Source organism: Kosakonia sp. R1.Fl, assembly GCF_023516815.1.
Lineage (GTDB): Bacteria > Pseudomonadota > Gammaproteobacteria > Enterobacterales > Enterobacteriaceae > Kosakonia.
In genome coordinates this window covers 4389745-4411937 of record NZ_JAMGSQ010000001.1, presented here as the reverse complement: position 1 = coordinate 4411937, position 22193 = coordinate 4389745, and the positions used below count along the sequence as shown (strand labels likewise).

The 22193-nt window shown below is 53.4% G+C and carries 28 protein-coding genes; 12 read left to right on the top strand and 16 right to left on the bottom strand.

The features are described 5' to 3' along the window. Positions 1–31: 31 nt before the first annotated feature. Positions 32–259 (top strand): YceK/YidQ family lipoprotein, encoded by a 228-nt coding sequence (locus M8Q36_RS20845; protein WP_249882213.1) that lies wholly within the window; start codon positions 32–34, stop codon positions 257–259. On the opposite strand, the gene M8Q36_RS20840 is transcribed toward M8Q36_RS20845, so the two are convergent. The 3 genes from M8Q36_RS20840 to M8Q36_RS20830 all read right to left on the bottom strand — a co-directional run bounded on the left by M8Q36_RS20840 (position 260) and on the right by M8Q36_RS20830 (position 3298). Beyond that, a complete protein-coding gene (locus M8Q36_RS20840; protein WP_020457413.1) occupies positions 260–649 on the bottom strand; it encodes a MysB family protein in 390 nt (129 codons plus the stop codon). It abuts the gene before it with no gap. Between the two features lie 330 nt (positions 650–979). Beyond that, complete coding sequence (gene mdtG / locus M8Q36_RS20835) at positions 980–2239, bottom strand: multidrug efflux MFS transporter MdtG (protein WP_249882212.1); 1260 nt, start codon at positions 2237–2239, stop codon at positions 980–982. A 138-nt stretch (positions 2240–2377) separates the two neighbouring features. Then, on the bottom strand, positions 2378–3298 hold the full coding sequence (locus M8Q36_RS20830) for a Kdo(2)-lipid IV(A) acyltransferase (RefSeq protein ID WP_249882211.1): 921 nt from the start codon (positions 3296–3298) through the stop codon (positions 2378–2380). A 217-nt stretch (positions 3299–3515) separates the two neighbouring features. On the opposite strand from M8Q36_RS20830, the gene trhO reads away from it, so the two are divergent. Continuing rightward, entirely contained in the window at positions 3516–4565 is a 1050-nt protein-coding gene (gene trhO, locus M8Q36_RS20825) for an oxygen-dependent tRNA uridine(34) hydroxylase TrhO (protein WP_249882210.1), read from the top strand. Positions 4566–4599: 34 nt separating this feature from the next. Here the strand turns inward: trhO and M8Q36_RS20820 are convergent, their stop codons facing one another. From M8Q36_RS20820 to mdtH, 10 genes are all read right to left on the bottom strand, one after another. Next, positions 4600–5175 (bottom strand): YceI family protein, encoded by a 576-nt coding sequence (locus M8Q36_RS20820; protein ID WP_020457417.1) that lies wholly within the window; start codon positions 5173–5175, stop codon positions 4600–4602. A gap of 1 nt (position 5176) precedes the next feature. Further along, positions 5177–5743, bottom strand: coding sequence for a cytochrome b (locus M8Q36_RS20815; RefSeq protein ID WP_249882209.1), 567 nt, complete (start codon positions 5741–5743; stop codon positions 5177–5179). Between the two features lie 259 nt (positions 5744–6002). Beyond that, positions 6003–6119: a YceO family protein gene (locus M8Q36_RS20810; protein ID WP_020457419.1), complete on the bottom strand. Its 117-nt coding sequence runs from the start codon at positions 6117–6119 to the stop codon at positions 6003–6005. A gap of 51 nt (positions 6120–6170) precedes the next feature. Continuing rightward, entirely contained in the window at positions 6171–7289 is a 1119-nt protein-coding gene (solA, locus tag M8Q36_RS20805) for an N-methyl-L-tryptophan oxidase (RefSeq protein WP_249882208.1), read from the bottom strand. A gap of 120 nt (positions 7290–7409) precedes the next feature. Further along, positions 7410–7664, bottom strand: a complete 255-nt coding sequence (gene bssS / locus M8Q36_RS20800; RefSeq protein ID WP_017456389.1) for a biofilm formation regulator BssS — start codon at positions 7662–7664, stop codon at positions 7410–7412. Positions 7665–7941: 277 nt separating this feature from the next. Then, entirely contained in the window at positions 7942–8187 is a 246-nt protein-coding gene (dinI, locus tag M8Q36_RS20795; protein WP_017456390.1) for a DNA damage-inducible protein I, read from the bottom strand. Positions 8188–8263: 76 nt separating this feature from the next. Beyond that, a complete protein-coding gene (pyrC, locus tag M8Q36_RS20790; protein ID WP_249882207.1) occupies positions 8264–9304 on the bottom strand; it encodes a dihydroorotase in 1041 nt (346 codons plus the stop codon). 115 nt (positions 9305–9419) lie between these two features. Then, positions 9420–9980, bottom strand: a complete 561-nt coding sequence (locus M8Q36_RS20785; RefSeq protein WP_020457422.1) for a lipoprotein — start codon at positions 9978–9980, stop codon at positions 9420–9422. Between the two features lie 123 nt (positions 9981–10103). Then, positions 10104–10751, bottom strand: a complete 648-nt coding sequence (gene grxB / locus M8Q36_RS20780) for a glutaredoxin 2 (RefSeq protein ID WP_249882206.1) — start codon at positions 10749–10751, stop codon at positions 10104–10106. Positions 10752–10816: 65 nt separating this feature from the next. Then, positions 10817–12025 (bottom strand): multidrug efflux MFS transporter MdtH, encoded by a 1209-nt coding sequence (gene mdtH, locus M8Q36_RS20775; RefSeq protein ID WP_017456394.1) that lies wholly within the window; start codon positions 12023–12025, stop codon positions 10817–10819. A 237-nt stretch (positions 12026–12262) separates the two neighbouring features. Between mdtH and rimJ the strand changes: the two genes are divergently transcribed. The 4 genes from rimJ (at position 12263) to murJ (ending at position 16076) form a co-directional block, all read left to right on the top strand. Then, positions 12263–12847, top strand: coding sequence for a ribosomal protein S5-alanine N-acetyltransferase (gene rimJ, locus M8Q36_RS20770; RefSeq protein WP_017456395.1), 585 nt, complete (start codon positions 12263–12265; stop codon positions 12845–12847). A 9-nt stretch (positions 12848–12856) separates the two neighbouring features. Further along, on the top strand, positions 12857–13504 hold the full coding sequence (locus M8Q36_RS20765; protein WP_249882205.1) for a YceH family protein: 648 nt from the start codon (positions 12857–12859) through the stop codon (positions 13502–13504). Between the two features lie 2 nt (positions 13505–13506). Beyond that, positions 13507–14430, top strand: coding sequence for a Gfo/Idh/MocA family protein (locus tag M8Q36_RS20760; RefSeq protein WP_249882204.1), 924 nt, complete (start codon positions 13507–13509; stop codon positions 14428–14430). A gap of 107 nt (positions 14431–14537) precedes the next feature. Beyond that, positions 14538–16076 (top strand): murein biosynthesis integral membrane protein MurJ, encoded by a 1539-nt coding sequence (gene murJ, locus M8Q36_RS20755; protein ID WP_249882203.1) that lies wholly within the window; start codon positions 14538–14540, stop codon positions 16074–16076. 81 nt (positions 16077–16157) lie between these two features. On the opposite strand, the gene flgN is transcribed toward murJ, so the two are convergent. The 3 genes from flgN to flgA all read right to left on the bottom strand — a co-directional run bounded on the left by flgN (position 16158) and on the right by flgA (position 17632). After that, positions 16158–16580, bottom strand: coding sequence for a flagella biosynthesis chaperone FlgN (flgN, locus tag M8Q36_RS20750; RefSeq protein ID WP_017456399.1), 423 nt, complete (start codon positions 16578–16580; stop codon positions 16158–16160). Positions 16581–16584: 4 nt separating this feature from the next. Then, positions 16585–16878 (bottom strand): flagellar biosynthesis anti-sigma factor FlgM, encoded by a 294-nt coding sequence (gene flgM, locus M8Q36_RS20745; RefSeq protein ID WP_017456400.1) that lies wholly within the window; start codon positions 16876–16878, stop codon positions 16585–16587. A gap of 94 nt (positions 16879–16972) precedes the next feature. After that, a complete protein-coding gene (gene flgA, locus M8Q36_RS20740; RefSeq protein ID WP_200552845.1) occupies positions 16973–17632 on the bottom strand; it encodes a flagellar basal body P-ring formation chaperone FlgA in 660 nt (219 codons plus the stop codon). Between the two features lie 157 nt (positions 17633–17789). On the opposite strand from flgA, the gene flgB reads away from it, so the two are divergent. Genes flgB through flgG form a run of 6 tightly spaced genes read left to right on the top strand, consistent with a single transcriptional unit; the run spans position 17790 to position 22186 of the window. Next, positions 17790–18206, top strand: coding sequence for a flagellar basal body rod protein FlgB (gene flgB, locus M8Q36_RS20735; RefSeq protein ID WP_017456402.1), 417 nt, complete (start codon positions 17790–17792; stop codon positions 18204–18206). Between the two features lie 4 nt (positions 18207–18210). Next, positions 18211–18615: a flagellar basal body rod protein FlgC gene (flgC, locus tag M8Q36_RS20730; protein ID WP_020457431.1), complete on the top strand. Its 405-nt coding sequence runs from the start codon at positions 18211–18213 to the stop codon at positions 18613–18615. An 11-nt stretch (positions 18616–18626) separates the two neighbouring features. After that, positions 18627–19307 (top strand): flagellar hook assembly protein FlgD, encoded by a 681-nt coding sequence (flgD, locus tag M8Q36_RS20725; RefSeq protein WP_200552846.1) that lies wholly within the window; start codon positions 18627–18629, stop codon positions 19305–19307. 26 nt (positions 19308–19333) lie between these two features. After that, the gene (gene flgE / locus M8Q36_RS20720) at positions 19334–20611 is read left to right on the top strand and encodes a flagellar hook protein FlgE (RefSeq protein WP_249882202.1); all 1278 of its coding nucleotides are present in this window, start codon (positions 19334–19336) and stop codon (positions 20609–20611) included. 20 nt (positions 20612–20631) lie between these two features. Continuing rightward, positions 20632–21387 carry a flagellar basal body rod protein FlgF gene (locus M8Q36_RS20715; protein ID WP_249882201.1) on the top strand — a complete coding sequence of 252 codons (756 nt, stop codon included), beginning with the start codon at positions 20632–20634 and terminating at the stop codon, positions 21385–21387. Positions 21388–21403: 16 nt separating this feature from the next. Further along, positions 21404–22186, top strand: a complete 783-nt coding sequence (gene flgG / locus M8Q36_RS20710) for a flagellar basal-body rod protein FlgG (RefSeq protein ID WP_020457434.1) — start codon at positions 21404–21406, stop codon at positions 22184–22186. Positions 22187–22193 lie beyond the last annotated feature (7 nt).

The window sequence follows — 22193 nt, the reverse complement described above, 5'->3', positions numbered from 1 at the left end:
TTTATCTGTATCAAACAAGAAGAGGTTGCCTGTGAGAGTAATTTTAGTGGTATTCATGGCGTGTCTGCTAAGCGGTTGCGGCAGCATCGTCAGCCGGACAATCCCCGGTCAGGGACACGGTAATCAGTATTACCCTGGCGTCAAGTGGGATGTCCGCGACTCCGCGTGGCGCTACATTACCGTACTTGATTTACCTTTCTCACAGGTGTTTGACACACTTTTGTTACCGCTGGATGCTAATCACGGCCCTTACGAGTAATCAGCGCTCGTCCCACTCGTCAGCGGCTGTCTGTCCTTCTTCGGTGTCAAGAGGCGGTTCCAGCTGGAATTCACCTTCGTCCCATTCGTGCAGCGTATTCTCTTCCTGCCACTCCTGGCTTATCTCGATTTCATCGAAATCGCCGTCAAAGACACTTTGTGCGGCTTCACCGCTGAAAAGAGGCAAGCATTCGCCAGGCTCTTCTTCATCCGCAAAAAACTCAGCGCGCCACGCGATATCGCCATCCTGAAGAACATACTTTTGCACATTGAATTGCTGCACGCTGATTTCTTCTTCATCAAGATCCGGGTTATCGGCAATGAATAATTCCCGCGCGGCATCAATTGCTTCCGACAGTGTTGAGTAATACTCCAGTTCAGTTTCGGCCATATCATCGCTCCTGAGATAACAGTAAAAAAGGTATGCTCAAACCTATAGACGCTGGTTTTGCGAGCGTCAAATTTGTCATAAATAAATCAGCGATTTCATGGCATAACGAGAAAGGTGTCGCTCTGAATAACTGTACGCCTGCAGAATTCGTGACGAATGTTTGTGACTGCGTTTTATGTTTAACGTGTTGCAAGATAAAGATGGTCAGTCATGCCAGTTATTCCGCTTTTCGGCTTTGATTAATTCGGGAAATAAGCACGAAACAGCGTCGCTTTTTATGTGCGAGTCAGCATGGATGTGAGGTAAATATCTATTGTACCGGGGGCGCGATCACGCTTTACGCGACTCCTGGCGTTGAATGCTGCGGGTTGCCTCGGTTCTGGCCCGGCGGGCAGGGCGCTGCAAACTGAACCATGAATAAATGGCATTAAACAGAACAACGCCCGCCGTCACGCAAAATACCGCGCGAAAACCATAGCTGGCTGAGACCGCCGCACCCATCAGCGGGCCGGTAACATTACCAATATCGCGGAATGACTGGTTGTAACTGAATATCCGCCCGGCAATTTGATTAGTGGAGTTGTAGACCAGCAAGGTTTGTACCGCAGGAAGCAGCGCGCCGTCTGCAGCACCGAGCAGGAAGCGCAAAACGCCCAGTTGCCATGGATTTTGCACCAGGGACATTGGCAGCAGTAATAAGACGGAGATTATCAATGCCGCGACCAGAATTTTCTCCGGGCCGATTTTGTCTCCCAATTTGCCCAGACGGGGTGCGCTAAGCAGTGCCGCGACGCCAGGCACGGAGGCAATCATGCCGCTGATAAAAGCAATGTTGCTGACATTACCGGCAAGATCGCGCACATAGAGTGTCAGAATCGGTGCAATAGAGCCCGTCGCTACCTGGATAATCATGGTGGTGATGAACAGGCTCAACACCAGTTTGGGGCTTTTTAGCGAGGCGAAAACCTCTTTGAAGTGCAACATCTCGCGTTTTGCCACCGGGGTGAAATTTTCGCGGATGCAAAGTAGTGTGAGCAGAAAACAGATAAAAAGCACAGAAGCGGTAATAAAAAAGACCATCCGCAAACCCCAGCTATCGGCCAGCAAACCACCAGCCAGCGGGCCAAGCAGCGCGCCGCTGACCCCTCCCGTTGAGAGCGTCCCCAGCGCCCAGCCGCTTTTATTGCGCGGCATTTGCGTGGCGATCAGGGCATTGGCGTTGGGGATAAAACCACCCAGCAAACCGAGCAGTGCCCGCAGCACAAGGAGCTGCCAGACATTTTGTGCGATGCCCATTAACGCCATAACAATCGCCATGCCGAGCGCGGAACGCAGTAGCATGATTTTGCGTCCTTTACGGTCGGCAAGACCACCCCAGAAGGGAGAAGCGATGGCAGAGAACAGGAAGGTGATGCTAAAGACTAAACCGGACCACATATTGAGCGCGCCGGGATCGGTGATGCCAAGCTGCTCGACATAGAGGGGGATAAAGGGCATCACCAGGCTAAACGCCGCGCCAGTGAGAAAACAACCAAACCAGGCAACGGTGAGATTGCGCTTCCAGTTTATTGGGGCATCAGAGTGAGACATAACCGTCCATAACAGCACACATTAAGAATAGTCGATAGTAAGCATGCTAATTATGCGCCTGGGTTATGATTGCCGCAATGCGCTGACGCAGGTTTGTATGACAAAAAAAGAGCCTGCATTTGCAGGCTCTTTATCGATTCAGTAGCGAGAGGGGACGCCTTCCGGGCGCGTTTTGAAGCGGCGATGCAGCCACATATATTGCTCTGGCGCCATCATAATGCAGCGCTCAACCACTTTGTTCATCCATGCGGCGGTGGTTTCTGCGTCATCGAGCGGAGGGGAGCACTCCGGCTCAAGAATAATCAGTTCGTATCCTTTGCCACCCGGTTTACGGCGCGGAACAAAAGGCACAATACAGGCCTGGGACATGCGGGCCAGCATCCAGGTTCCGGACGTGGACGCCGCATCTTTAACGGCAAAGAAAGGGGCGAAAACGCTGGCGCGCGGGCCGTAGTCATGATCGGGCGCGTACCAAACGACATCACCCGCTTTCAGGGCGCGGATCATGCCTTTAAGATCTTTACGGTCGATCATGCTTTTATTAGAACGCATGCGGCCCCAGGTTTGCAGCAGGTCAATAACCGGGTTGTCATTCGGGCGATAGACACCGATACCTGGCTCGTTCAGACCAAACATGCGGGCACCGATCTCCAGCGTCAAAAAATGTACGCCGATCAGTAAGATTCCTCGCCCTTGCGCCTGCACGCTTCTGACATGTTCAAAATCGATAACGTCCATCCAGCGTGACATCCGGCGATCGGACCAGAACCAGGCCATGCCGGTTTCCATCAAACCCATGCCAACCGATTCAAAATTTTTCGCGACCATTTTCTGGCGCTCTGTTTCGCTCATGTGCGGAAAGCAGAGTTCGAGATTGCGCTGCGCAATACGTACACGACGTCTCATCAGGCGCTGCGCCAGGTGGCCAATGCCGCAGCCGAGGCGGTAAATCACGGGATAGGGGAGTTGAACAACTAACCACAGCATGCCGACCCCGAACCAGAGAGCCCAGTAGCGCGGGTGCAGCAGCGATGCCGTAAACTTGGGTAAATGCGTCATGACTGTCCTGTTTGAAGCAACAATTCCCTGTATTCTCGCATTTTTTCGGAATTAACCAAAACCATGGCGCACAGAATGCCTGTTTTGTCAGGAATTGTTGCGTCGTAATCATTAGAATGAGAGAAAATGTAGCGCAAAATGTGTGGATGTAAATTATCAGTATTTGCTTTATGATGCCGCCGTTTTTTCACCCCTAACTTTGCAGGACACGTACACCATGCCAGTGTTACATAACCGCATCTCCAATGATGAACTGAAGGCGCGGATGCTCGCGGAAACGGAACCGCGCGTTACCGTCTCGTTCTATAAGTATTTCTCGATTATTAATCCGCAAGCCACGCGCGACGCGCTCTACCAGGCTTTTAGCCAGTTGAACGTGTTTGGCCGTATTTACCTTGCCCATGAAGGCATCAATGCGCAAATCAGCGTGCCACAAAGTAAATTCGACGCCTTTCGCCAGACGCTTTATGCCTTCGATCCTGCGCTCGACGGCCTGCGTTTAAATATCGCGATTGATGATGACGGTAAATCCTTCTGGGTGCTGCGCATGAAAGTCCGCGACAGGATTGTTGCCGACGGTATCGACGATGAGAGTTTTGACGCCAGCGATGTGGGGGATTATCTGAAAGCGGCGGAAGTGAATGCCATGCTCGACGATCCTGATGCGGTGTTCATTGATATGCGCAATCACTACGAATACGAAGTCGGACATTTCGCTGGTGCGCTGGAGATCCCGGCGGATACGTTCCGCGAGCAGCTACCGAAAGCGGTCGAAATGATGCAGGAACATAAAGATAAGAAAATCGTTATGTACTGCACCGGCGGTATCCGCTGCGAGAAAGCGAGCGCCTGGATGAAGCATAACGGCTTCACTCAAGTGTGGCATATCGAAGGCGGCATTATCGAATATGCGCGCCGCGCGCGCGAACAGGGCTTGCCGGTGCGTTTTATCGGTAAAAACTTTGTGTTTGACGAGCGTATGGGCGAGCGCATTTCCGATGACGTTATTGCCCATTGCCACCAGTGCGGCACACCTTGTGATTCCCATACCAATTGTCGTAATGACGGCTGTCATTTGCTGTTCATTCAGTGTCCGGCATGTGCTGTGAAATTTAACGGTTGCTGCAGTGAGCTGTGTAAAGAAGAGAGCGAACTGCCGGAAGAAGAGCAGCGTAAACGTCGCGCCGGGCGGGAGAATGGCAACAAAATCTTTAACAAATCCCGTGGTCGTCTGAATACCAAACTGGGCATTCCGGATCCGGAATAAAATCTGAGGAGAGGGTTGCCCCTCTCCCGTAATCTTACTTCTGACGCACGCCTTCCACGGAAATAATCAGCTCAACGTCCTGAGACGCCGGACCCAGATCGGTGGTGATGTTAAAATCTTTCAGCTTAATTTTGCCGGAAGCTTCAAAGCCTGCGCGCACGCCGCCCCACGGATCATCGCCCTGACCCATCAGTTTCGCCGCCAGCACTACCGGTTTGGTGACGCCGTTCAGCGTCAGATTACCGGTAATATCCAGCCCGTCACCCGCTTTTTTCACCTCGGTTGAAGTAAAGGTTGCCTGCGGGAATTTGGCGACATTCAGGAACTCAGCGCTGCGCAAGTGTTTATCACGCTCGGCGTGGTTGGTATCGACACTGTTAGTGTTAATGGTGACGTTCACTTTGTCTGAGGCCGGGTTGGCTTCGTCGAAGCTAAACGTCCCGTCGAAATCTTTAAACGTGCCATAGAGCCAGCTATAGCCGAGGTGCTGGATACGAAAATTAACGAAGGCATGCTGACCCTCTTTATCAATTTTGTAATCCGCAGCGATAGCAGAACCCGTAGTGAACAGCAGCGAAGCGAGAGCGAGTCCCGGCAGGATTTTCTTCATATTATGCTCCAGAGTCAGGCGACGATTTTCCCAGCATGCGCTTGAGAGTGACGTCTTTATCGATGAAATGGTGTTTAACCGCGGCAAGGCCATGCAAAACGGACAGCACGACAACTGTCCATGCCAGCCAGAGGTGAATATTTCCGGCAAGGTCGGCTTGTGATCCGGCATCGGCAAGCGTTGCGGGGATCTCGAACAGCCCAAAAACGCTGATGGGTTTACCGTCTGCCGTGGAGATCAGATAGCCGCTGAAAAGAATGCCGAACAACAGCAAATAGAGCGCGATATGGACAAACACAGCGCTGATATGCGTCAGACGTGAATAGCTGGCGAGCGGCTTTGGCGGCGGGGAAAGAAAACGCCACACGACCCGGAACACGAGGCCGAGCATGAGCAAAATGCCGATGCTCTTATGGAGCTCAGGCGCTTTATGATACCAGCCGTCGTAATAGCTCAGCGTCACCATCCACAGACCCAACGCGAACATACCATAAACTACAATGGCCACCAGCCAGTGCAGCACAATGGAAATGGCGCCGTAGCGCTCAGGTGAATTGCGTAATGGCATAATTGTTAATCGCGGTTAATAACTGGTTAAATTAAAATGGCGGGAGAGAAACAATATTGCAACTCAAAATTACGCTATTGAATCGTTATTTTTTCTATATCATCGTTTTTGAATGACTTTGCTGAATAACATTCAGAACATTAGGTTGACTGTGGTGTAAGTCCCCAATTTATTAAGGTTTTGTTGCGGAGAGGATGTTTAAATATTCTGCCCTGAAAATATATTTTTATAAGTATATGTCAATTTTTGTCAGTGTTTATCAAGATGCCCATACGATATAGATAATATCGATCAGTGCGATAAGTAACCACAGCGCAATATAAAGCATCAAATGTTCACGCACGTTATTTATTAAGTAATGAAACAGACGGCGCATATTCTCTCCGTAAAAATGCGATAAGCGACCCCGAACGGGGCCGCTGAAAGGTTACCCGGTAAAACGGGACAGTGAGAAAGGTTGTAAATCAAAATGCGAGCTTTTGCCGTGGGCAAATTCACAGGCAATTTCGCCCAACACTGGCGCAAATTTGAAACCGTGCCCGCTAAGACCAGTGACAATCAGCGTGTCCGGGGATCCCGGCAGCGTATCAATAATAAAGTCTTCATCCGGAGAGTTATCGTAAGTGCAGGATGCACCGTACAAACACCCACCGATGCCGGGGAGGAACTGGCGCAGAAAAGCGAAACATTCAGAACCATCTCCCGGCTCTTCGCCAAACGTCTTACGCTGCTGCGCGTCGCTGATAAGCTGCCCGCCGTTGTGACGGCCAATTTTTAATTCATTGTCTTCCGCCGGGAAGCCGTAATACTGGTCGCCATTGGGCATTTCACCGGTAAACGCCGGGAATTTGTTTTTGGTGCTGTAACGGCCATCGGCCTGGAACCACGCAAAAACTTTGCGGACCGGTTGTATCGGCAACTCAGGCAGCAGTTTTTGCACCCACGTCCCCGCGCTGACAAGAACTTTTTTGCCGTGGAATGTCCCTTCCCGGGTATCGATGCTGATGCCGTCATCATGATGATGCAGCGCAGTGACCGGACAATTGAACAGCTGAGCGCAGCCCGCCTCTTTGGCAAGGCGGATCCAGGTCTTTATCGCCAGCTCGCTACGCAGTACACCGGAGTCGGCTTCAAACAGGCCGATGTAATCGTCGGGTACGCGGATTTCCGGCCAGCGTGCCATCAGTGACGGGGCATCGAGTTTTTCGACGGCCAGCTGCCACTGCGCAGCGCTTTGCGCGACGTTAGCCAAAAAAGCCGAATCAGCCGGGCCGATATTGATAACGCCTGTGCGTTCAAACACCGCTTCGCCGCTTTCCGCAGCCAGTTGCTCCCACAACTGCTGCGCGCGCAATACCAGCGGAACATATTTCTCGCCTTCGCCGTAAGCATGACGAATTAAACGCGTATCACCGTGGTGGCTGCCTTCCTGATGGGGAGGCAGGTGAGCGTCGGTCATCAGCACGTTCAGCCCGCTTAGCGTGGCGTAATAGCCTGCCGCAGCGCCGACAGAGCCGCTGCCAATAATAATGAGATCGTATTTCATGGTGATGTTCTCCAGGCAAATGCGTGTTCAGGAGGGTAATTAACCTGGGAACGTTATACAAGGACAGAAATAAGAAAGGCACCACAAGGGTGCCTGTTGAGTCTATATAGCGCATTATCACTAATGCCTGCGATACTCATCTTCCTGGTAGTCGCCCGATTCAATCTTGGCAATGCCCGCTTCGAGTATCGATATAAACTGGCGGGCAACATCGGTCGTTAACCACAACGTCTGGCCGACTTCGGTCTCTTCCTGAGCGGCTCTGTTTGGGGTCTGGTAGTGCAACCGGAGCATCAGTGCGTCGTAGCTGTCCACGGTGCTGATGTCCCATCCGACCAGTGGATGGGTCTGGATGACTTCATTATTCTTTACCATCATAACCCCCTTTATTGGCGTGTTTAATTCGACAACGACTCTTGAGGTTCAATGCGTGTTTTATTTGAAGCTTTTTCAGTATACCAACAAGTGGGGGAGTAGATCGAATAATTAAACACTCTGCAACATGTTTTTTCGGCCGTTAGATTTTTTTGAATAAGAAAACGGGCTCTTAACCATATATTTTTATTAAAAAAGATCTGCTACAGGATTGCGCTTAAAAAAACAACAAAAAAAGCCGGGGCGACCCGGCAATAAGCACAAACTTAAAGAGAAATTAGTCGGTGATAAACCAGTCGTCGGCGCTTTCCCAGGTTTCCTGCAAAATTTCAGTTATGCGATCTTTATCTTCTTTTGCACCGCCTAAAACCGAAAGATTATTTGCTGCGGCATAGCGAACCGTAATTTTGTTTTCGCGATCGGGGTAACAATTGTTCAGACGACGAGATAACTCGCCCGCCAGTGCATCAACAGCGCCAGGCGGTAAAGGTGTGGTTTTGGCGATAGTCACTTCAATGCGCATAATAGCCCCCCTGTGTAATTTACTGTATGTTTATACAGTTAAGCGAAAAATATTACAACAGGGAGCGATAATTTTTTTATTTAACGCGCCAGCGCACGGTTTCACCGGCGAGGAACGGCACCAGTGAATCTTCCGGCAGCGCAATCGTCTCTGGCACCTGGCTCTCTTCACGCACCAGCTCAACAAACGTTTCGTTCACCGGTAAGCCATAGAAACGTGGCCCGTTGACGGAACAGAACGCTTCAAAGTGCTGGAGGGCGTTCATCTCTTCGAACACGGTTGCATAACTGCCAAGCGCGGTGGGGGCGTTGAAACAACCGGCGCAGCCGCAGCTAGCCTCTTTACGATGACGCGCATGCGGCGCGGAGTCCGTGCCGAGAAACGCGCGCGTAAAGCCGCTGGCAACCAGTTCGCGCAGCGCCTGCTGGTGAATATTACGCTTCAGGATCGGCAGGCAATAAAGATGCGGGCGCACGCCACCGACCAGCATATGGTTACGGTTAAACATCAGGTGCTGAGGGGTAATGGTCGCGGCCAGCAGCTCATTGCCTTCACGCACATAGTCTGCGGCATCTTTGGTCGTAATATGCTCAAACACCACTTTCAGCCCCGGCAGGCGCTGGCGTAACGGTTCCATGACCGTTTCGATAAACCGCGCTTCGCGATCAAAAATATCAATATCCGCGTGCGTCACTTCACCATGCACCAGCAGCGGCATACCCAGTTTCTCCATCCGTTCCAGAACCGGCATAATCGCATCAATGCTGGTAACACCATGGCTGGAGTTGGTCGTGGCATTCGCCGGATAGAGTTTCGCTGCCGTAAATACCTGCTCGTTAAAGCCGCGTTCGACTTCATCGGCGCTCAGGCTGTCGGTCAGATAGCAGGTCATTAATGGCGTAAAATCATGCCCGGCGGGCACAGCGTCAAGAATACGCTGGCGGTATGCGATAGCCGCCTCCACAGTGGTGACAGGAGGAGCAAGGTTCGGCATGACAATGGCGCGGGCGTAAGTTTCGCTGGTCCACGGCACCACGGTTTTTAGCATTTCGCCATCACGTAAATGGACATGCCAGTCGTCAGGACGGCGGATTTTCAAAACCTGAGGTTGGGTCATTGGAGTGCTCCGGCTGGTGAGAAACAGGTGTTTTTGCCGGGCACTAAGAATAAGCGGAAACGTTTTCGTTTGCATCCTTTTCCTGAAAAAAAGGGCGCTCGCGGCGCCCTGTTATTTAGTCGGTGAGGGGGATAATAATTTCGCCCGGTTTCACCTCAATCCCTTTGGCATATTTTTTCGCCAGCGCCTCGCCTTTGCTGTTGTCTTCTTTCAGCACATAAGCCGGGCGTTGGTTAAAGTAATTGCGCAGCGACTGATTAAGATAAGGCATCAACGTTTGTAACACGGTCTGCATTTTTTCCGGTGTCACGGTGGCGTTAACCACTTCCATCTCTTGCAGGTAAATCGCGCCTTTTTCTTTATCAAATACCGGCAACGCTTTGAGTTTCAATTTGATGATGGCTTTCTGGTTGCCAAATAGCGAGGTCATATCCAGATTCGCATCGCCGGTCAGCGTGATTTTATTGGGTTCTTCGCGACCGATTTCACTGGCCAGGTTATTCAGCACAATATGAGCATCCGCAACGCCGGGCACGCCAATGTCTTTGGCGAAGTCGTTACGTTTTTGTAGCGCCTGGTTAATCTCCTGTTCGCTGATAGAATATTGGGTTAGTTGATTGCACCCCACCAGCACGCCGCTCAACAGTAATGCTGCGGCAAAAATAATTCTCTTCATGAATTCCTCAACGTGATCGCCATGCTACGACGCAGGGGCGTAGCATGCGACACACGCTAAATAAAGGCCAGCGGAAAAAGCTGAAAGGCATGACGGAAGCGGGCGCGCTTCCGTCATGGGCGGTTAAATAGCCATCGATGACAGCAAGTTAATTTGTGTCTGTTTCGCCATATTGTCACGGTACGCTGCAACCCGGCTGGGCCAGTTGATACCGCTTACCAGCGTCAGATTACGCAGCAGCGGGAAGAGATGAATATCATCATCGGAGAGTTCTCCGTTCACGGCGTTGGGCTGCACAATCAATTTGTCCAGCACACGTAAATCGTCGCTGATATTTTTCGCTAATCCCGCCGAATGGCTGAGATGTTCGGCGAAATCGCCAATGGCGGCCTCTTTTTTGGCCACAAATCCGGCGCGCGCCTGTGGCGTGGAAAATTCGTCAAACGCCGATTTCGCAAAGCGGGGGATCAATAGCTTATTAACGTAACCATTAACCTTGCGCAGCCACTCTTCGATTTTCGGGTTTTGCTTGCCGGTGAGCAGCGGTTTGCCATCAAGCTTATCGACATAGTGAACAATATCCATGCTTTCCGGCAGATAGCGGCTGTCATCCTTTTGCAGGATCGGCACCATTTTCTGGCCAATCATTTTCGTCGGTGTGGCTTCGTCATCATTGAGCAGGATTTTGAGTTCAACGGGGATGTTCTTGAGGCCGAAAATCATGCGGGCTTTAATGCAGAACGGGCAGTGATCGTAAATGTAGAGTTTCACGTTTCTCCTCCATACTGGCTTATCCATCAACTACCAGTATGGAAGAGGGAAAACCGGCGCGCAAATCAGGCGCCAGGCTCGAGCATGGTCGGGCGAATGCGTTTGTGACTGAATTGCCACAGTAGCGCCATAGAGGTGATCATCCCGATAACGCCCAGCATCATCCACGGCAACTCTGGCTGGTTAAATGCTTTCCCGGCGTCAAACAGCCAGCCGCCGCCGGCATAACCAAGCGCGCCACCGAAGGCGAGCCCAAGACGGCTGAAACCCATATAACTGCCGCGCGCACGGGCATCGGCCAGCTGTGCGCTTAACGTTTCCCGCGCGGGTTCGGCAATAATGGAGCCAATATAGAAGGTACAAATCAGCGTGAAGAGTTGCTGCAACGTGCCGACCATCCCCACCGGCAGCAGGCTGAAAGACATCACCAGCAGACCTGCCATCAGGCGATGCTCAAGGCGAAACCGTTTTTCACTCCAGCGCGCAATGGGGTAGAGCAGCGTCAGCGACAGACAGGCTTCAATGGCGTACATCCACTTCACTGCCGCCGGTGAACCGGCAATGTCGTTCACCATAATCGGCAGCATCAACATGACCTGCACCGCCAGCATGTAATAACCGGTAAGGGTTAGCACGTAAGTGACAAAGCGCTTGTCACGCAGTACGCGCGTCAGACCTTCGCGCACCGGCGCTTTCACCGTCGAGAGTTTCCATGCAGGCAGTAGCCAGGCGTTAAACGCGGCGCATAAGATAAACATCAACGCACCGGCTGCACACACCAGACGAAAGTCATATTGCAGTAGCCAGCTGCCGAGCAGCGCGCCAATAACCGCGCCCGCGCTGTCCTGCATCATTAACAGCGAGAAAAAACGGCTGCGCTGATTAGGACGCACCAGTTTCACCACCAGCGCGGAGCGCGGCGGATCAAACAGCGTGCCGCCCAGCCCGGAAAGAATACAGGAGAGCCACAGCAGCCAGGGTTCATGCGCCACCGCCATCGCGGCAAAACCGCCTGCGCGCATCAGCATGCCGGTGACAATCAGCGGCTTGGCACCGAAACGGTCGGCAATCGCACCGCCGAAAATCCCCAAACCCTGTTGAATAAACTGACGCAAACCGAGGGCAATGCCGACCATTAACGCCGCCCAGCCAAGCTGGTCAACAAAGCGGATAGAAATCAGTGGGAAGACAACGAAAAAGCCGAGAACAACCAGCATATTATCGACAAGCAGGAAATATTTACCCAGGCTCCTTGCCTGCGATATGCGCGCCATTTCCCCTCCGGGAAATAAGAAAGATAAGACCTTCTTATTCTGCGGTTTCGCCGGGCCTTTTCCCATCGTCGTGGTGACAATATTTTTTTATCAACGTCTGCCTTTGATTGAGACTTTTCATCGAAAATGGTGTTTGACGCAGAAAATGCCATGTTGCTGTTTTCCCACAGCCCCGGAGCAACTGTATAGTAAAGGGAAGGGGTTAAAAGAGTCGTAAAACGGAAGGAGTGGTAATGCATGTTTGGCTATCGCAGTAACGTGCCGAAAGTACGCTTAGTAACAGACCGTCTGGTGGTTCGCCTGGTGCATGAGCGCGACGCCTGGCGGCTGGCGGATTATTACGCCGAAAACCGCCAGTTTTTAAAACCCTGGGAACCCGTGCGCGATGAAAGCCATTGTTATCCTTCCGGTTGGCAGGCGCGTCTGAGCATGATCAATGAGTTTCATAAACAGGGTTCCGCGTTCTATTTTGCGTTGCTCGATCCGGAAGAGAAAGAGATAGTCGGCGTGGCGAATTTCTCAAACGTGGTGCGCGGCTCTTTTCATGCCTGTTATCTGGGGTATTCCGTTGGCCAGAAATGGCAGGGGCAGGGGCTGATGTTCGAAGCGCTCACCACCGCCATTCGCTATATGCAACGCACGCAACATATGCATCGCATTATGGCGAACTACATGCCGCACAATAAACGCAGCGGTGATTTACTGGCGAGGCTTGGCTTTGAAAAAGAGGGCTATGCCAAATCGTATCTGTTAATTGACGGGCAATGGCGCGATCACGTGCTTACCGCATTAACCACGCAGGAATGGACCCCCGGTCGCTAAGGAGTTTTGATGAAGTATCAATTAACCGCCGTAGAGGCGAGGGTGATTGGCTGTTTACTGGAAAAACAGGTGACGACGCCGGAGCAATACCCGCTCTCCATTAATGGTGTTGTCACTGCCTGTAATCAAAAAACCAACCGTGAACCGGTGATGAACCTTGCTGAACACGAGGTGCAAACGGTGCTGGATGAACTGGTCAAGCGCCATTATCTGCGCACGGTAAGCGGTTTTGGTAACCGGGTGACAAAATATGAGCAGCGTTTTTGTAATTCTGAATTTGGCGATCTCAAACTGAGTTCTGCCGAGGTGGCGCTCGTCACCACGTTATTACTGCGCGGGCCGCAAACGCCGGGCGAGTTGCGTACTCGCGGCGAACGCATGCATCAGTTCAGCGATATGGCTGAAGTGGAAAATGCGTTAGAACACCTGGCGACGCGCGAAGACGGGCCGTATGTGGCACGTCTGCCGAGAGAGCCAGGCAAACGCGAAAGCCGCTTTATGCATCTTTTCAGCGGCGATGTGCAGACGCTGGTGAATGTTGTTGAAGCCGTCAGTCCGCCGGACGCATCTCTGGCAGCGCGTGTTGATGCGCTGGAAGCAGAAGTGGCTGAACTGAAGCAGCGTCTCGATTCGCTGCTCGCACATCTGGGAGATTAACAGTGACAACGTTACGTATCGGTGTGGTAGGGCTTGGCAGCATAGCGCAAAAGGCCTGGTTGCCGGTGTTAGGCGCAGCAACAGACTGGACGCTGGCGGCGGCCTGGTCGCCAACGCGGGAAAAGGCACTGCGCGTGTGCGAAACCTGGCGCATTCCGTATGCCGACTCTCTGGCTTCCCTGGCGGCACAATGCGACGCGGTTTTTGTCCACACCTCAACGGCTTCCCACTATGCGGTCGTCAGTGAGTTGCTCAATCTCGGTGTCCACGTCTGCGTAGATAAGCCGCTGGCGGAAAACTTACCGGACGCGGAGCGGCTTATTGAGCTGGCCGCACGTAAAAAACTGACGCTGATGGTCGGGTTTAACCGCCGTTTCTCCCCGCTGTACCGCGAGCTAAAACAGCAGATGCCGCAGGCCGCTTCGTTGCGTATGGATAAACACCGTACCGACAGCGTCGGGCCGCATGATTTACGCTTCACCCTGCTGGATGACTACCTGCATGTTGTGGATACCGCGCTGTGGCTGGCGGGCGGTGGCGCGCAATTAAAAAGCGGTACGCTGCTGACCAATGACGACGGCGCTATGATTTATGCCGAGCACCATTTCAGTGTTGAACACCTGCAAATTACCACCAGCATGCATCGCCGGGCGGGCAGCCAGCGGGAATGGGTTCAGGCGGTGACTGACGGCGGCTTATTCGACATAACCGATATGCGCGAGTGGCGCGAAGAGCGCGGGCAGGGCGTTGTCGCCCGTCCGGTGGCGGGCTGGCAGAGTGTGCTGGAGCAGCGCGGTTTCGCCGGATGCGCCCGCCATTTCATTGAATGCGTGCAAAATCAGACCGTTCCGGAAACCGCAGGTGAGCAAGCGATCCTCGCCCAGCGCGTGGTAGACAAGCTCTGGCGCGAGGCGATGAGTGAATAATGCCCGGTAACATCTGGCGATAGTAATTCGCCTTTTTCCCTGTAGACTAAGCGCTTCGCTGTACATCAACGCCTGCATTGCAGGCGTTGTGTCTTATGGAAACCAGAATGAACCTATTAAAATCGCTGGCGGCTGTCAGCTCCATGACGATGTTTTCCCGCGTGCTGGGTTTTGCGCGTGACGCCATTGTGGCAAGGGTGTTTGGTGCGGGAATGGCGACCGACGCCTTTTTCGTGGCGTTCAAACTGCCGAATTTATTGCGCCGCATTTTTGCAGAAGGGGCGTTTTCTCAGGCCTTTGTGCCGATCCTCGCCGAGTACAAAAGCAAACAGGGTGAAGATGCGACGCGGGTGTTTGTCTCCTATGTCTGCGGGTTGCTGACGCTGGCGCTGGCCATCGTCACCGTGGCCGGGATGCTGGCGGCGCCGTGGGTGATCCTCGTCACCGCACCGGGTTTTGCCGATACGGCGGATAAATTCAACTTAACCTCGCAACTGCTGCGCATTACCTTCCCTTATATTTTGCTGATCTCGCTGGCGTCGCTGGCCGGGGCGATCCTCAATACCTGGAATCGCTTTTCGGTGCCGGCGTTTGCGCCGACATTCTTAAACATCAGCATGATTGGCTTTGCGCTATTTGCTGCTCCCTTTTTTCATCCGCCGGTACTGGCGCTGGCCTGGGCCGTTACAGTCGGCGGTGTGCTGCAACTGGTGTATCAGCTGCCGCACCTGAAGAAAATCGGCATGCTGGTGCTGCCGCGCATCAGCTTCCGCGATGCCGGGGCGATGCGGGTGATCAAACAGATGGGGCCGGCCATTCTTGGGGTTTCGGTCAGCCAGATCTCGCTTATCATCAACACCATTTTCGCCTCGTTTCTGGTTTCCGGTTCCGTGTCGTGGATGTATTACGCTGACCGCCTGATGGAGTTTCCCTCCGGCGTGCTTGGCGTGGCGCTTGGCACTATCCTGTTACCGTCGTTGTCGAAAAGTTTCGCCAGCGGTAACCACGACGAATATTGCCGCCTGATGGATTGGGGGTTGCGGCTCTGCTTTCTGCTGGCGTTGCCCAGCGCCGTAGCGCTCGGCATCCTGGCGAAACCGTTGACCGTTTCGCTGTTCCAGTACGGTAAATTCACCGCGTTTGATGCATCAATGACCCAGCGCGCGCTCATCGCCTACTCGGTGGGGCTGATGGGGCTTATCGTAGTGAAAGTGCTGGCACCAGGCTTCTACTCGCGACAGAACATCAAAACGCCGGTGAAGATTGCCATTGTCACGCTGGTGATGACGCAATTGATGAACCTTGCGTTTATCGGGCCGCTGAAACACGCCGGGTTATCGCTGTCGATTGGTCTGGCGGCCTGTCTGAATGCCGGGCTGCTCTACTGGCAGCTGCGTAAGCAGCAGATCTTTACGCCGCAGCCGGACTGGGCAAGTTTCCTGCTGCGTCTGGTGGTTGCGGTGCTGGTGATGGCAGCGGCATTAGTGGGCATGCTGTATGTCATGCCGGAGTGGTCAACTGGCACTATGCCTTATCGCCTGCTGCGGTTGATGGCTGTCGTGCTGGTCGGTGTGATGGCCTATTTCGCCACGCTTGCGCTGCTGGGCTTTAAAGTGAAAGAGTTTGCGCGTCGGACTACGGCGTAAGTTTGTTCAGCGAAGTAGAAGCGAGAAAAGAGAAAAGCAAATTGCCAGGGAATTATCCCTGGCAAATGAAGACGGGTCTTATTAAATCGAGATTTTCTTTCCGCCACGGCTGGCGGAAGCGGTATAACCATTCGCGCCGTACAGGCTCGGTTCCTGATGCGGTTTTAGCAGTTCCAGCGCTTGCTGGTTACGCGCAATTTGTCCTTCCAGCAGCCATCCGTTGTGCTGGTTAAGGTCGCGCAAATGCTGCGTTTTCTGCGTAATAGTTTGCCAGCGATCGGCGATATCGTCGTTCGCGCTATGTTGCGCCTTTTGTGTCGAACGACGCTGTTGCTCCAGGTAATCCAGTGTCGCGAGCAATGAGCTTTTTTCTTCCGTGATACGCTGCAGTGCGCTGCTTTGAATGTTACCTACGGAAAGCTGTTTTTGCTCAGCATCCATCACGTCTTTAAGAGCGCTCAGGATAACTGTCATTTGATCAAGAATGTCTGACAGTCGATTCATACTGTTATTTACTCTGCAAGTAACTCTTCGCTTCATCAATCAGGGCATCAGCGATTTTGCCGGTGTCCATCTTCAGTTCACCATTACGGATCGCGGTTTTCAGCTGTTCCACGCGTTCCATATTGATGTCATTCGCGCCAGCCTGCATCAGCTTGGTCTGCGCGCCGCTGAGGGTCACGCTGGTGCTGTTTGCCGTAGCCGCTTTTTCCAGACGCGTTTTCTGCGTTTGGGTCTCGTTAGTTTCGCGCTGTTGAACGGAACTAACCGGTTTTAAAGACGATGTGCGATCAATGCTCATAGTGTTGTCCTCATCGAGGTATCCCGGCGTTTCGGGCCTGATATCTTTAGTCGTTGCTTAATTATCGGCAGGCGACATGAATTCTTTAAAAAGATTATAGGTTAATCAGAATATTCCCATCAGCGTTCACTGTACCGCTGACAATCTGCCCTGAAGCCATGCGCACACGGGCGTTTTGCGCCACCGCCGCATTGTTCAGTGCCTGACCTTCGCCGTTCACACTAAAGCCATCGCCCGACGCCACGACCTGTACACGCTGACCCGCTTTAACCCGCCACGCCTGGCGCAACATTGACAGTTGAATCGCCTGGCCTGGAGTAAGATCGCGCAAACTGACCGCATCCTGCGCCTGGGTAATATCCAGCATCGTTCTCGGCGGCAACTGATCGAGGCGGCCGCGTTTTAGCGTCACGCTGCCGGGCTGCAACAGGCTGCCACGAGCAACGGACTGCGCTGCCACCACATAGTTACCGGTCGCCTGAACTTCCACCTGCAAATAGCGCTTAACACCTGCGCAATTCGCCAGCACGTTCAGGTTCCCCCACAGTTTAGCGTTCCCGAGCACGCTCAGCGCTGGCTGCTCGCAACTGGGCAACAGATTTTGCGGGGTGCGTATATTTACCACTACCTCGTCGCTAAAGCCAGCAAGACGTTGAGCAAAAAATGACGTCAGCTGTGATTGCAAGTCAGCGGCCTGAGCAAAGGCGCTTAATAACAGTAAGGTCGCGGCTAAACCGCCTTTCAACGTGTTCATCGCAGACTCCTGCCTGTTGAGTGGTTGAGGGGATTTTAACCGCATGGTCAACCTATCAACGCAATAAATAGCGACGCATTTTGCCCTTATTCCAGCGATAAGTTTGTCAGCGGAGATTTAAGCTGTTGGCTAAATAATTGTCATCAGTGGGGGAGCCATGCTCGATAAACTTGATGCCGCACTTCGTTTCCAGCAAGAAGCGCTGAACCTGAGCGCCCAGCGTCAGGAAATTCTGGCGGCAAACATCGCCAACGCCGATACCCCGGGGTTTCAGGCGCGCGATATTGATTTCGCCAGCGAATTGAAAAAAGTCATGGAGCGTGGGCGTGCTGAAGGCAGCGGCGTTGCGTTGACCATGACCTCTTCGCGCCATATCCCGGCACAGGCGATGAGCGGACCGTCTACCGATTTGCTGTACCGCATTCCGGATCAGCCCTCGCTGGATGGCAACACCGTGGATATGGATCGTGAACGTACGCAGTTTGCTGACAACAGCGTTAAATACCAGACCGGCCTGACCGTGCTGGGTGGGCAGATCAAAAGCATGATGAGTGTTCTGCAACAGGGGAACTAATTAAATGGCATTACTGAATATCTTTGATGTCGCAGGCTCCGCGCTGACCGCGCAGTCCAAACGTTTGAACGTGGCCGCCAGTAACATGGCGAACGCCGACAGCGTGACCGGACCTGATGGTCAGCCGTATCGCGCCAAGCAGGTTGTATTCCAGGTGGATGCTGCGCCCGGGCAAGCGACCGGCGGTGTAAAAGTTGCTGATGTGATTGAAAGCCAGGCGCCGGACAAACTGGTTTACGAACCAGGTAACCCGCTGGCTGATGCGAATGGCTACGTCAAAATGCCCAATGTTGATGTGGTCGGCGAAATGGTGAACACCATGTCTGCGTCCCGCAGCTACCAGGCGAACGTTGAAGTGCTTAATACCGTTAAGAGCATGATGCTCAAAACCCTCACGCTCGGACAGTAAAGGAGACGCGCATGTCTATCGCCGTAAGAGTGGATGACCCGACAAATAGCGGTGTCTCCTCGACCAGTAACAACACCAGCACAACCGGAACAAACAGTGCATCCGACCTGCAAGGCAGCTTTTTAACGCTGCTGGTCGCGCAACTGAAAAACCAGGACCCGACTAACCCGCTGCAGAACAACGAACTGACCACTCAGCTGGCGCAAATCAGCACCGTGAGCGGGATTGAAAAACTGAACACCACCCTCGGTTCGATTTCCGGACAGATCGACAACAGCCAGTCGCTGCAGGCGACAAACCTGATTGGCCACGGCGTGATGATCCCGGGACAGACCGTTCTGGTGGGCAAAGAAACCTCAACGCCGTTTGGCGTGGAACTGACGCAAGCCGCCGATAAAGTGACCGCTACCGTGACCAGCAAAGACGGTACCGTGGTGCGCACTATCGATATTGGCTCGCTGACTGCCGGTGTCCACACCTTCAGTTGGGACGGCAAGATGACGGATGGAACAGCGGCACCTGATGGCTCTTATAAAGTCTCTATCGCCGCCAGCTCTGGCGCAACACAGCTGGTTGCCCAGCCGCTGCAGTTTGCACTGGTGCAAGGTGTTACCCGCGGCAGCAACGGTAGCACACTGGATTTAGGTACTTACGGTACCACCACACTCGACGAAGTACGGCAGATTATCTAAGCCAAAACACTTATCAGGAGTAAGTCATGGCCTTTTCACAAGCGGTCAGCGGCCTAGATGCTGCGGCCACCAACCTCGATGTCATTGGTAACAACATTGCCAACTCCGCCACCTATGGCTTTAAATCCGGCTCTGCGTCCTTCGCCGATATGTTTGCCGGTTCTAAAGTGGGTCTGGGCGTAAAAGTTGCCGGTATCACTCAGGACTTTACCGACGGTACAACGACCAACACCGGTCGTGGTCTGGATGTTGCGATTAGCCAGAACGGTTTCTTCCGCATGGTAGATACCAACGGTTCTGTTTATTACAGCCGTAACGGCCAGTTCAAGCTGGACGAGAACCGCAACCTGGTCAACATGCAGGGTATGCAGCTGACCGGTTACCCGGTTGCGGGTACACCGCCGGTTGTGCAGACCGGTGCTAACCCGACGACGATTAACATCCCAACGACCGTGATGTCGGCGCGTGCCACCACCACGGCGACGATGCCGATGAACCTGAACTCGACGGCGACCATTCCGACGACGACACCGTTCGATCCGACGAACTCGGATACCTACAACAAAAAAACCACGGTAACGTCTTACGACAGCCTGGGTAACGAACATGCGGTTGACTGCTATTTCGTTAAAACTGCGGATAACACCTGGGATGTCTACACCAAAGACTCCAGCATTTCCGGCTCTTCTTACGAAAAAGCCGCGCAGATGTCGTTCAACTCGAACGGTACGCTCACTTCCGTGACTAACTACACCGAAGTGCTGCCGGCCACTACGCCGCGTACCTGGAACCTGAACGCCGCGCCGAACGCGCAGCCGCAGATCAACATCGCGCTGGCCAGCCTCAATGGTTCTGCTGCCAGCACTTATTCGCTGAGCTTCCTGAACTCCATGCAGCAGAACACCGGCAGCAGCGGCGCAGTCTCTGTTGATCAGGATGGTTACCCGCCAGGATCGCTGGTGAGCTACGCCATCAACGATGACGGCACCGTGGTGGGCAGCTACTCCAACGAGAAAACTCAGGTACTGGGTCAGATCGTGCTGGCGAACTTTGCTAACAATGAAGGCCTGAAATCCGAAGGGGATAACGTCTGGTCTGCGACCACCTCTTCCGGCGTTGCTATCGTGGGTACAGCGGGTTCCGGCAACTTCGGTAAGCTGACCAACGGCGCACTGGAAGCATCAAACGTGAATCTGAGTAAAGAACTGGTGAACATGATTGTCGCGCAGCGTAACTATCAGTCGAACGCGCAGACCATCAAAACCCAGGATCAGATCCTTAACACGCTGGTTAACCTGCGTTAATCGTCTGACGGGATGGCTTAATGGATCACGCAATATACACCGCGATGGGCGCAGCCAGCCAGACGCTGAATCAGCAGGCTGTCACCGCCAGCAACCTCGCGAATGCGTCCACGCCAGGCTTTCGTGCGCAGCTCAATGCGCTGCGCGCGGTACCGGTAGAAGGGCTTTCACTGCCTACCCGTACGCTGGTAGTGGCTTCTACGCCTGGCGCCGATATGACGCCAGGGCAACTTGACTACACCTCGCGTCCGCTGGACGTGGCGTTGCAGCAGGACGGTTGGCTGGCTGTTCAAACGGCGGATGGCTCAGAAGGATATACCCGTAACGGTAATATCCAGGTGAGTTCAACCGGCCAGTTGACCATTCAGGGGCATCCGGTGATTGGCGACGGCGGCCCGATTTCGGTACCGGAAGGTTCGCAAATTAGTATCGCGGCTGACGGTACGATTTCATCGCTGAACCCTGGCGATCCGGCGAATACTATCGCGCCGGTCGGCAAGCTGAAGCTGGTGAAAGCGAATGCGCAGGAAGTGGTGCGCGGTGATGACGGGCTGTTCCGTCTGAGCCAGACCGCACAAGCGACCCGTGGTACGACATTGCAGGACGACCCGTCTATTCGCGTGATGTCAGGTGTGCTGGAGGGCAGTAACGTCAAGCCGGTTGCCGCGATGACCGACATGATCGCCAGCGCCCGTCGTTTCGAGATGCAGATGAAAATTATCAGCAGCGTCGACGATAACGCCCAGCGCGCCAACCAATTGCTGTCAATGGGCTAATTAAACAGGACTACTTATGATCAGTTCATTATGGATCGCAAAAACCGGCCTCGACGCCCAACAAACCAATATGGATGTCATCGCCAACAACCTGGCGAACGTCAGTACCAATGGTTTTAAGCGCCAGCGCGCGGTATTTGAAGATCTGCTGTACCAGACGATTCGTCAGCCTGGCGCACAGTCTTCAGCACAAACAACGCTGCCTTCGGGTTTGCAGATCGGTACCGGTGTTCGTCCGGTAGCTACCGAGCGTCTGCACAGCCAGGGCAACCTGTCTCAGACCAACAACAGTAAAGATGTGGCGATCAAGGGGCAGGGCTTCTTTGAAGTGTTGCTGCCGGACGGTACCTCGGCGTATACCCGCGATGGTTCCTTCCAGGTCGACCAGAACGGTCAACTGGTAACGGCGGGTGGTTTCCAGGTGCAGCCTGCGATCACCATTCCGGCGAACACCCTGAGCATCACCATTGGCCGCGACGGCGTGGTCAGCGTGACGCAGCAGGGTAACGCCGCGCCGGTTCAGGTTGGCCAGTTAAACCTGACCACCTTTATGAACGACACCGGTCTGGAAAGTCTTGGTGAAAACCTGTACGCAGAAACGCAGTCGTCTGGCGCGCCGAACTCCACGACGCCGGGGCTGAACGGTGCGGGGATGCTGTATCAGGGGTATGTGGAAACCTCGAACGTAAACGTGGCGGAAGAGCTGGTGAATATGATCCAGGTTCAGCGCGCTTACGAAATAAACAGTAAGGCAGTATCGACCACCGATCAGATGCTGCAAAAACTGACGCAACTCTAAGGCGTTA

Excerpts from the sequence above, each read along its gene's own strand:
- M8Q36_RS20840 (WP_020457413.1), bottom strand. The coding sequence starts at position 649 with ATGGCCGAAACTGAACTGGAGTATTACTCAACACTGTCGGAAGCAATT.
- mdtG (WP_249882212.1), bottom strand. The coding sequence starts at position 2,239 with ATGTCTCACTCTGATGCCCCAATAAACTGGAAGCGCAATCTCACCGTT.
- M8Q36_RS20830 (WP_249882211.1), bottom strand. The coding sequence starts at position 3,298 with ATGACGCATTTACCCAAGTTTACGGCATCGCTGCTGCACCCGCGCTAC.
- trhO (WP_249882210.1), top strand. The coding sequence starts at position 3,516 with ATGCCAGTGTTACATAACCGCATCTCCAATGATGAACTGAAGGCGCGG.
- M8Q36_RS20820 (WP_020457417.1), bottom strand. The coding sequence starts at position 5,175 with ATGAAGAAAATCCTGCCGGGACTCGCTCTCGCTTCGCTGCTGTTCACT.
- M8Q36_RS20815 (WP_249882209.1), bottom strand. The coding sequence starts at position 5,743 with ATGCCATTACGCAATTCACCTGAGCGCTACGGCGCCATTTCCATTGTG.
- M8Q36_RS20810 (WP_020457419.1), bottom strand. The coding sequence starts at position 6,119 with ATGCGCCGTCTGTTTCATTACTTAATAAATAACGTGCGTGAACATTTG.
- solA (WP_249882208.1), bottom strand. The coding sequence starts at position 7,289 with ATGAAATACGATCTCATTATTATTGGCAGCGGCTCTGTCGGCGCTGCG.
- bssS (WP_017456389.1), bottom strand. The coding sequence starts at position 7,664 with ATGGTAAAGAATAATGAAGTCATCCAGACCCATCCACTGGTCGGATGG.
- dinI (WP_017456390.1), bottom strand. The coding sequence starts at position 8,187 with ATGCGCATTGAAGTGACTATCGCCAAAACCACACCTTTACCGCCTGGC.
- pyrC (WP_249882207.1), bottom strand. The coding sequence starts at position 9,304 with ATGACCCAACCTCAGGTTTTGAAAATCCGCCGTCCTGACGACTGGCAT.
- M8Q36_RS20785 (WP_020457422.1), bottom strand. The coding sequence starts at position 9,980 with ATGAAGAGAATTATTTTTGCCGCAGCATTACTGTTGAGCGGCGTGCTG.
- mdtH (WP_017456394.1), bottom strand. The coding sequence starts at position 12,025 with ATGGCGCGCATATCGCAGGCAAGGAGCCTGGGTAAATATTTCCTGCTT.
- rimJ (WP_017456395.1), top strand. The coding sequence starts at position 12,263 with ATGTTTGGCTATCGCAGTAACGTGCCGAAAGTACGCTTAGTAACAGAC.
- M8Q36_RS20765 (WP_249882205.1), top strand. The coding sequence starts at position 12,857 with ATGAAGTATCAATTAACCGCCGTAGAGGCGAGGGTGATTGGCTGTTTA.
- murJ (WP_249882203.1), top strand. The coding sequence starts at position 14,538 with ATGAACCTATTAAAATCGCTGGCGGCTGTCAGCTCCATGACGATGTTT.
- flgN (WP_017456399.1), bottom strand. The coding sequence starts at position 16,580 with ATGAATCGACTGTCAGACATTCTTGATCAAATGACAGTTATCCTGAGC.
- flgM (WP_017456400.1), bottom strand. The coding sequence starts at position 16,878 with ATGAGCATTGATCGCACATCGTCTTTAAAACCGGTTAGTTCCGTTCAA.
- flgA (WP_200552845.1), bottom strand. The coding sequence starts at position 17,632 with ATGAACACGTTGAAAGGCGGTTTAGCCGCGACCTTACTGTTATTAAGC.
- flgB (WP_017456402.1), top strand. The coding sequence starts at position 17,790 with ATGCTCGATAAACTTGATGCCGCACTTCGTTTCCAGCAAGAAGCGCTG.
- flgC (WP_020457431.1), top strand. The coding sequence starts at position 18,211 with ATGGCATTACTGAATATCTTTGATGTCGCAGGCTCCGCGCTGACCGCG.
- flgD (WP_200552846.1), top strand. The coding sequence starts at position 18,627 with ATGTCTATCGCCGTAAGAGTGGATGACCCGACAAATAGCGGTGTCTCC.
- flgE (WP_249882202.1), top strand. The coding sequence starts at position 19,334 with ATGGCCTTTTCACAAGCGGTCAGCGGCCTAGATGCTGCGGCCACCAAC.
- M8Q36_RS20715 (WP_249882201.1), top strand. The coding sequence starts at position 20,632 with ATGGATCACGCAATATACACCGCGATGGGCGCAGCCAGCCAGACGCTG.
- flgG (WP_020457434.1), top strand. The coding sequence starts at position 21,404 with ATGATCAGTTCATTATGGATCGCAAAAACCGGCCTCGACGCCCAACAA.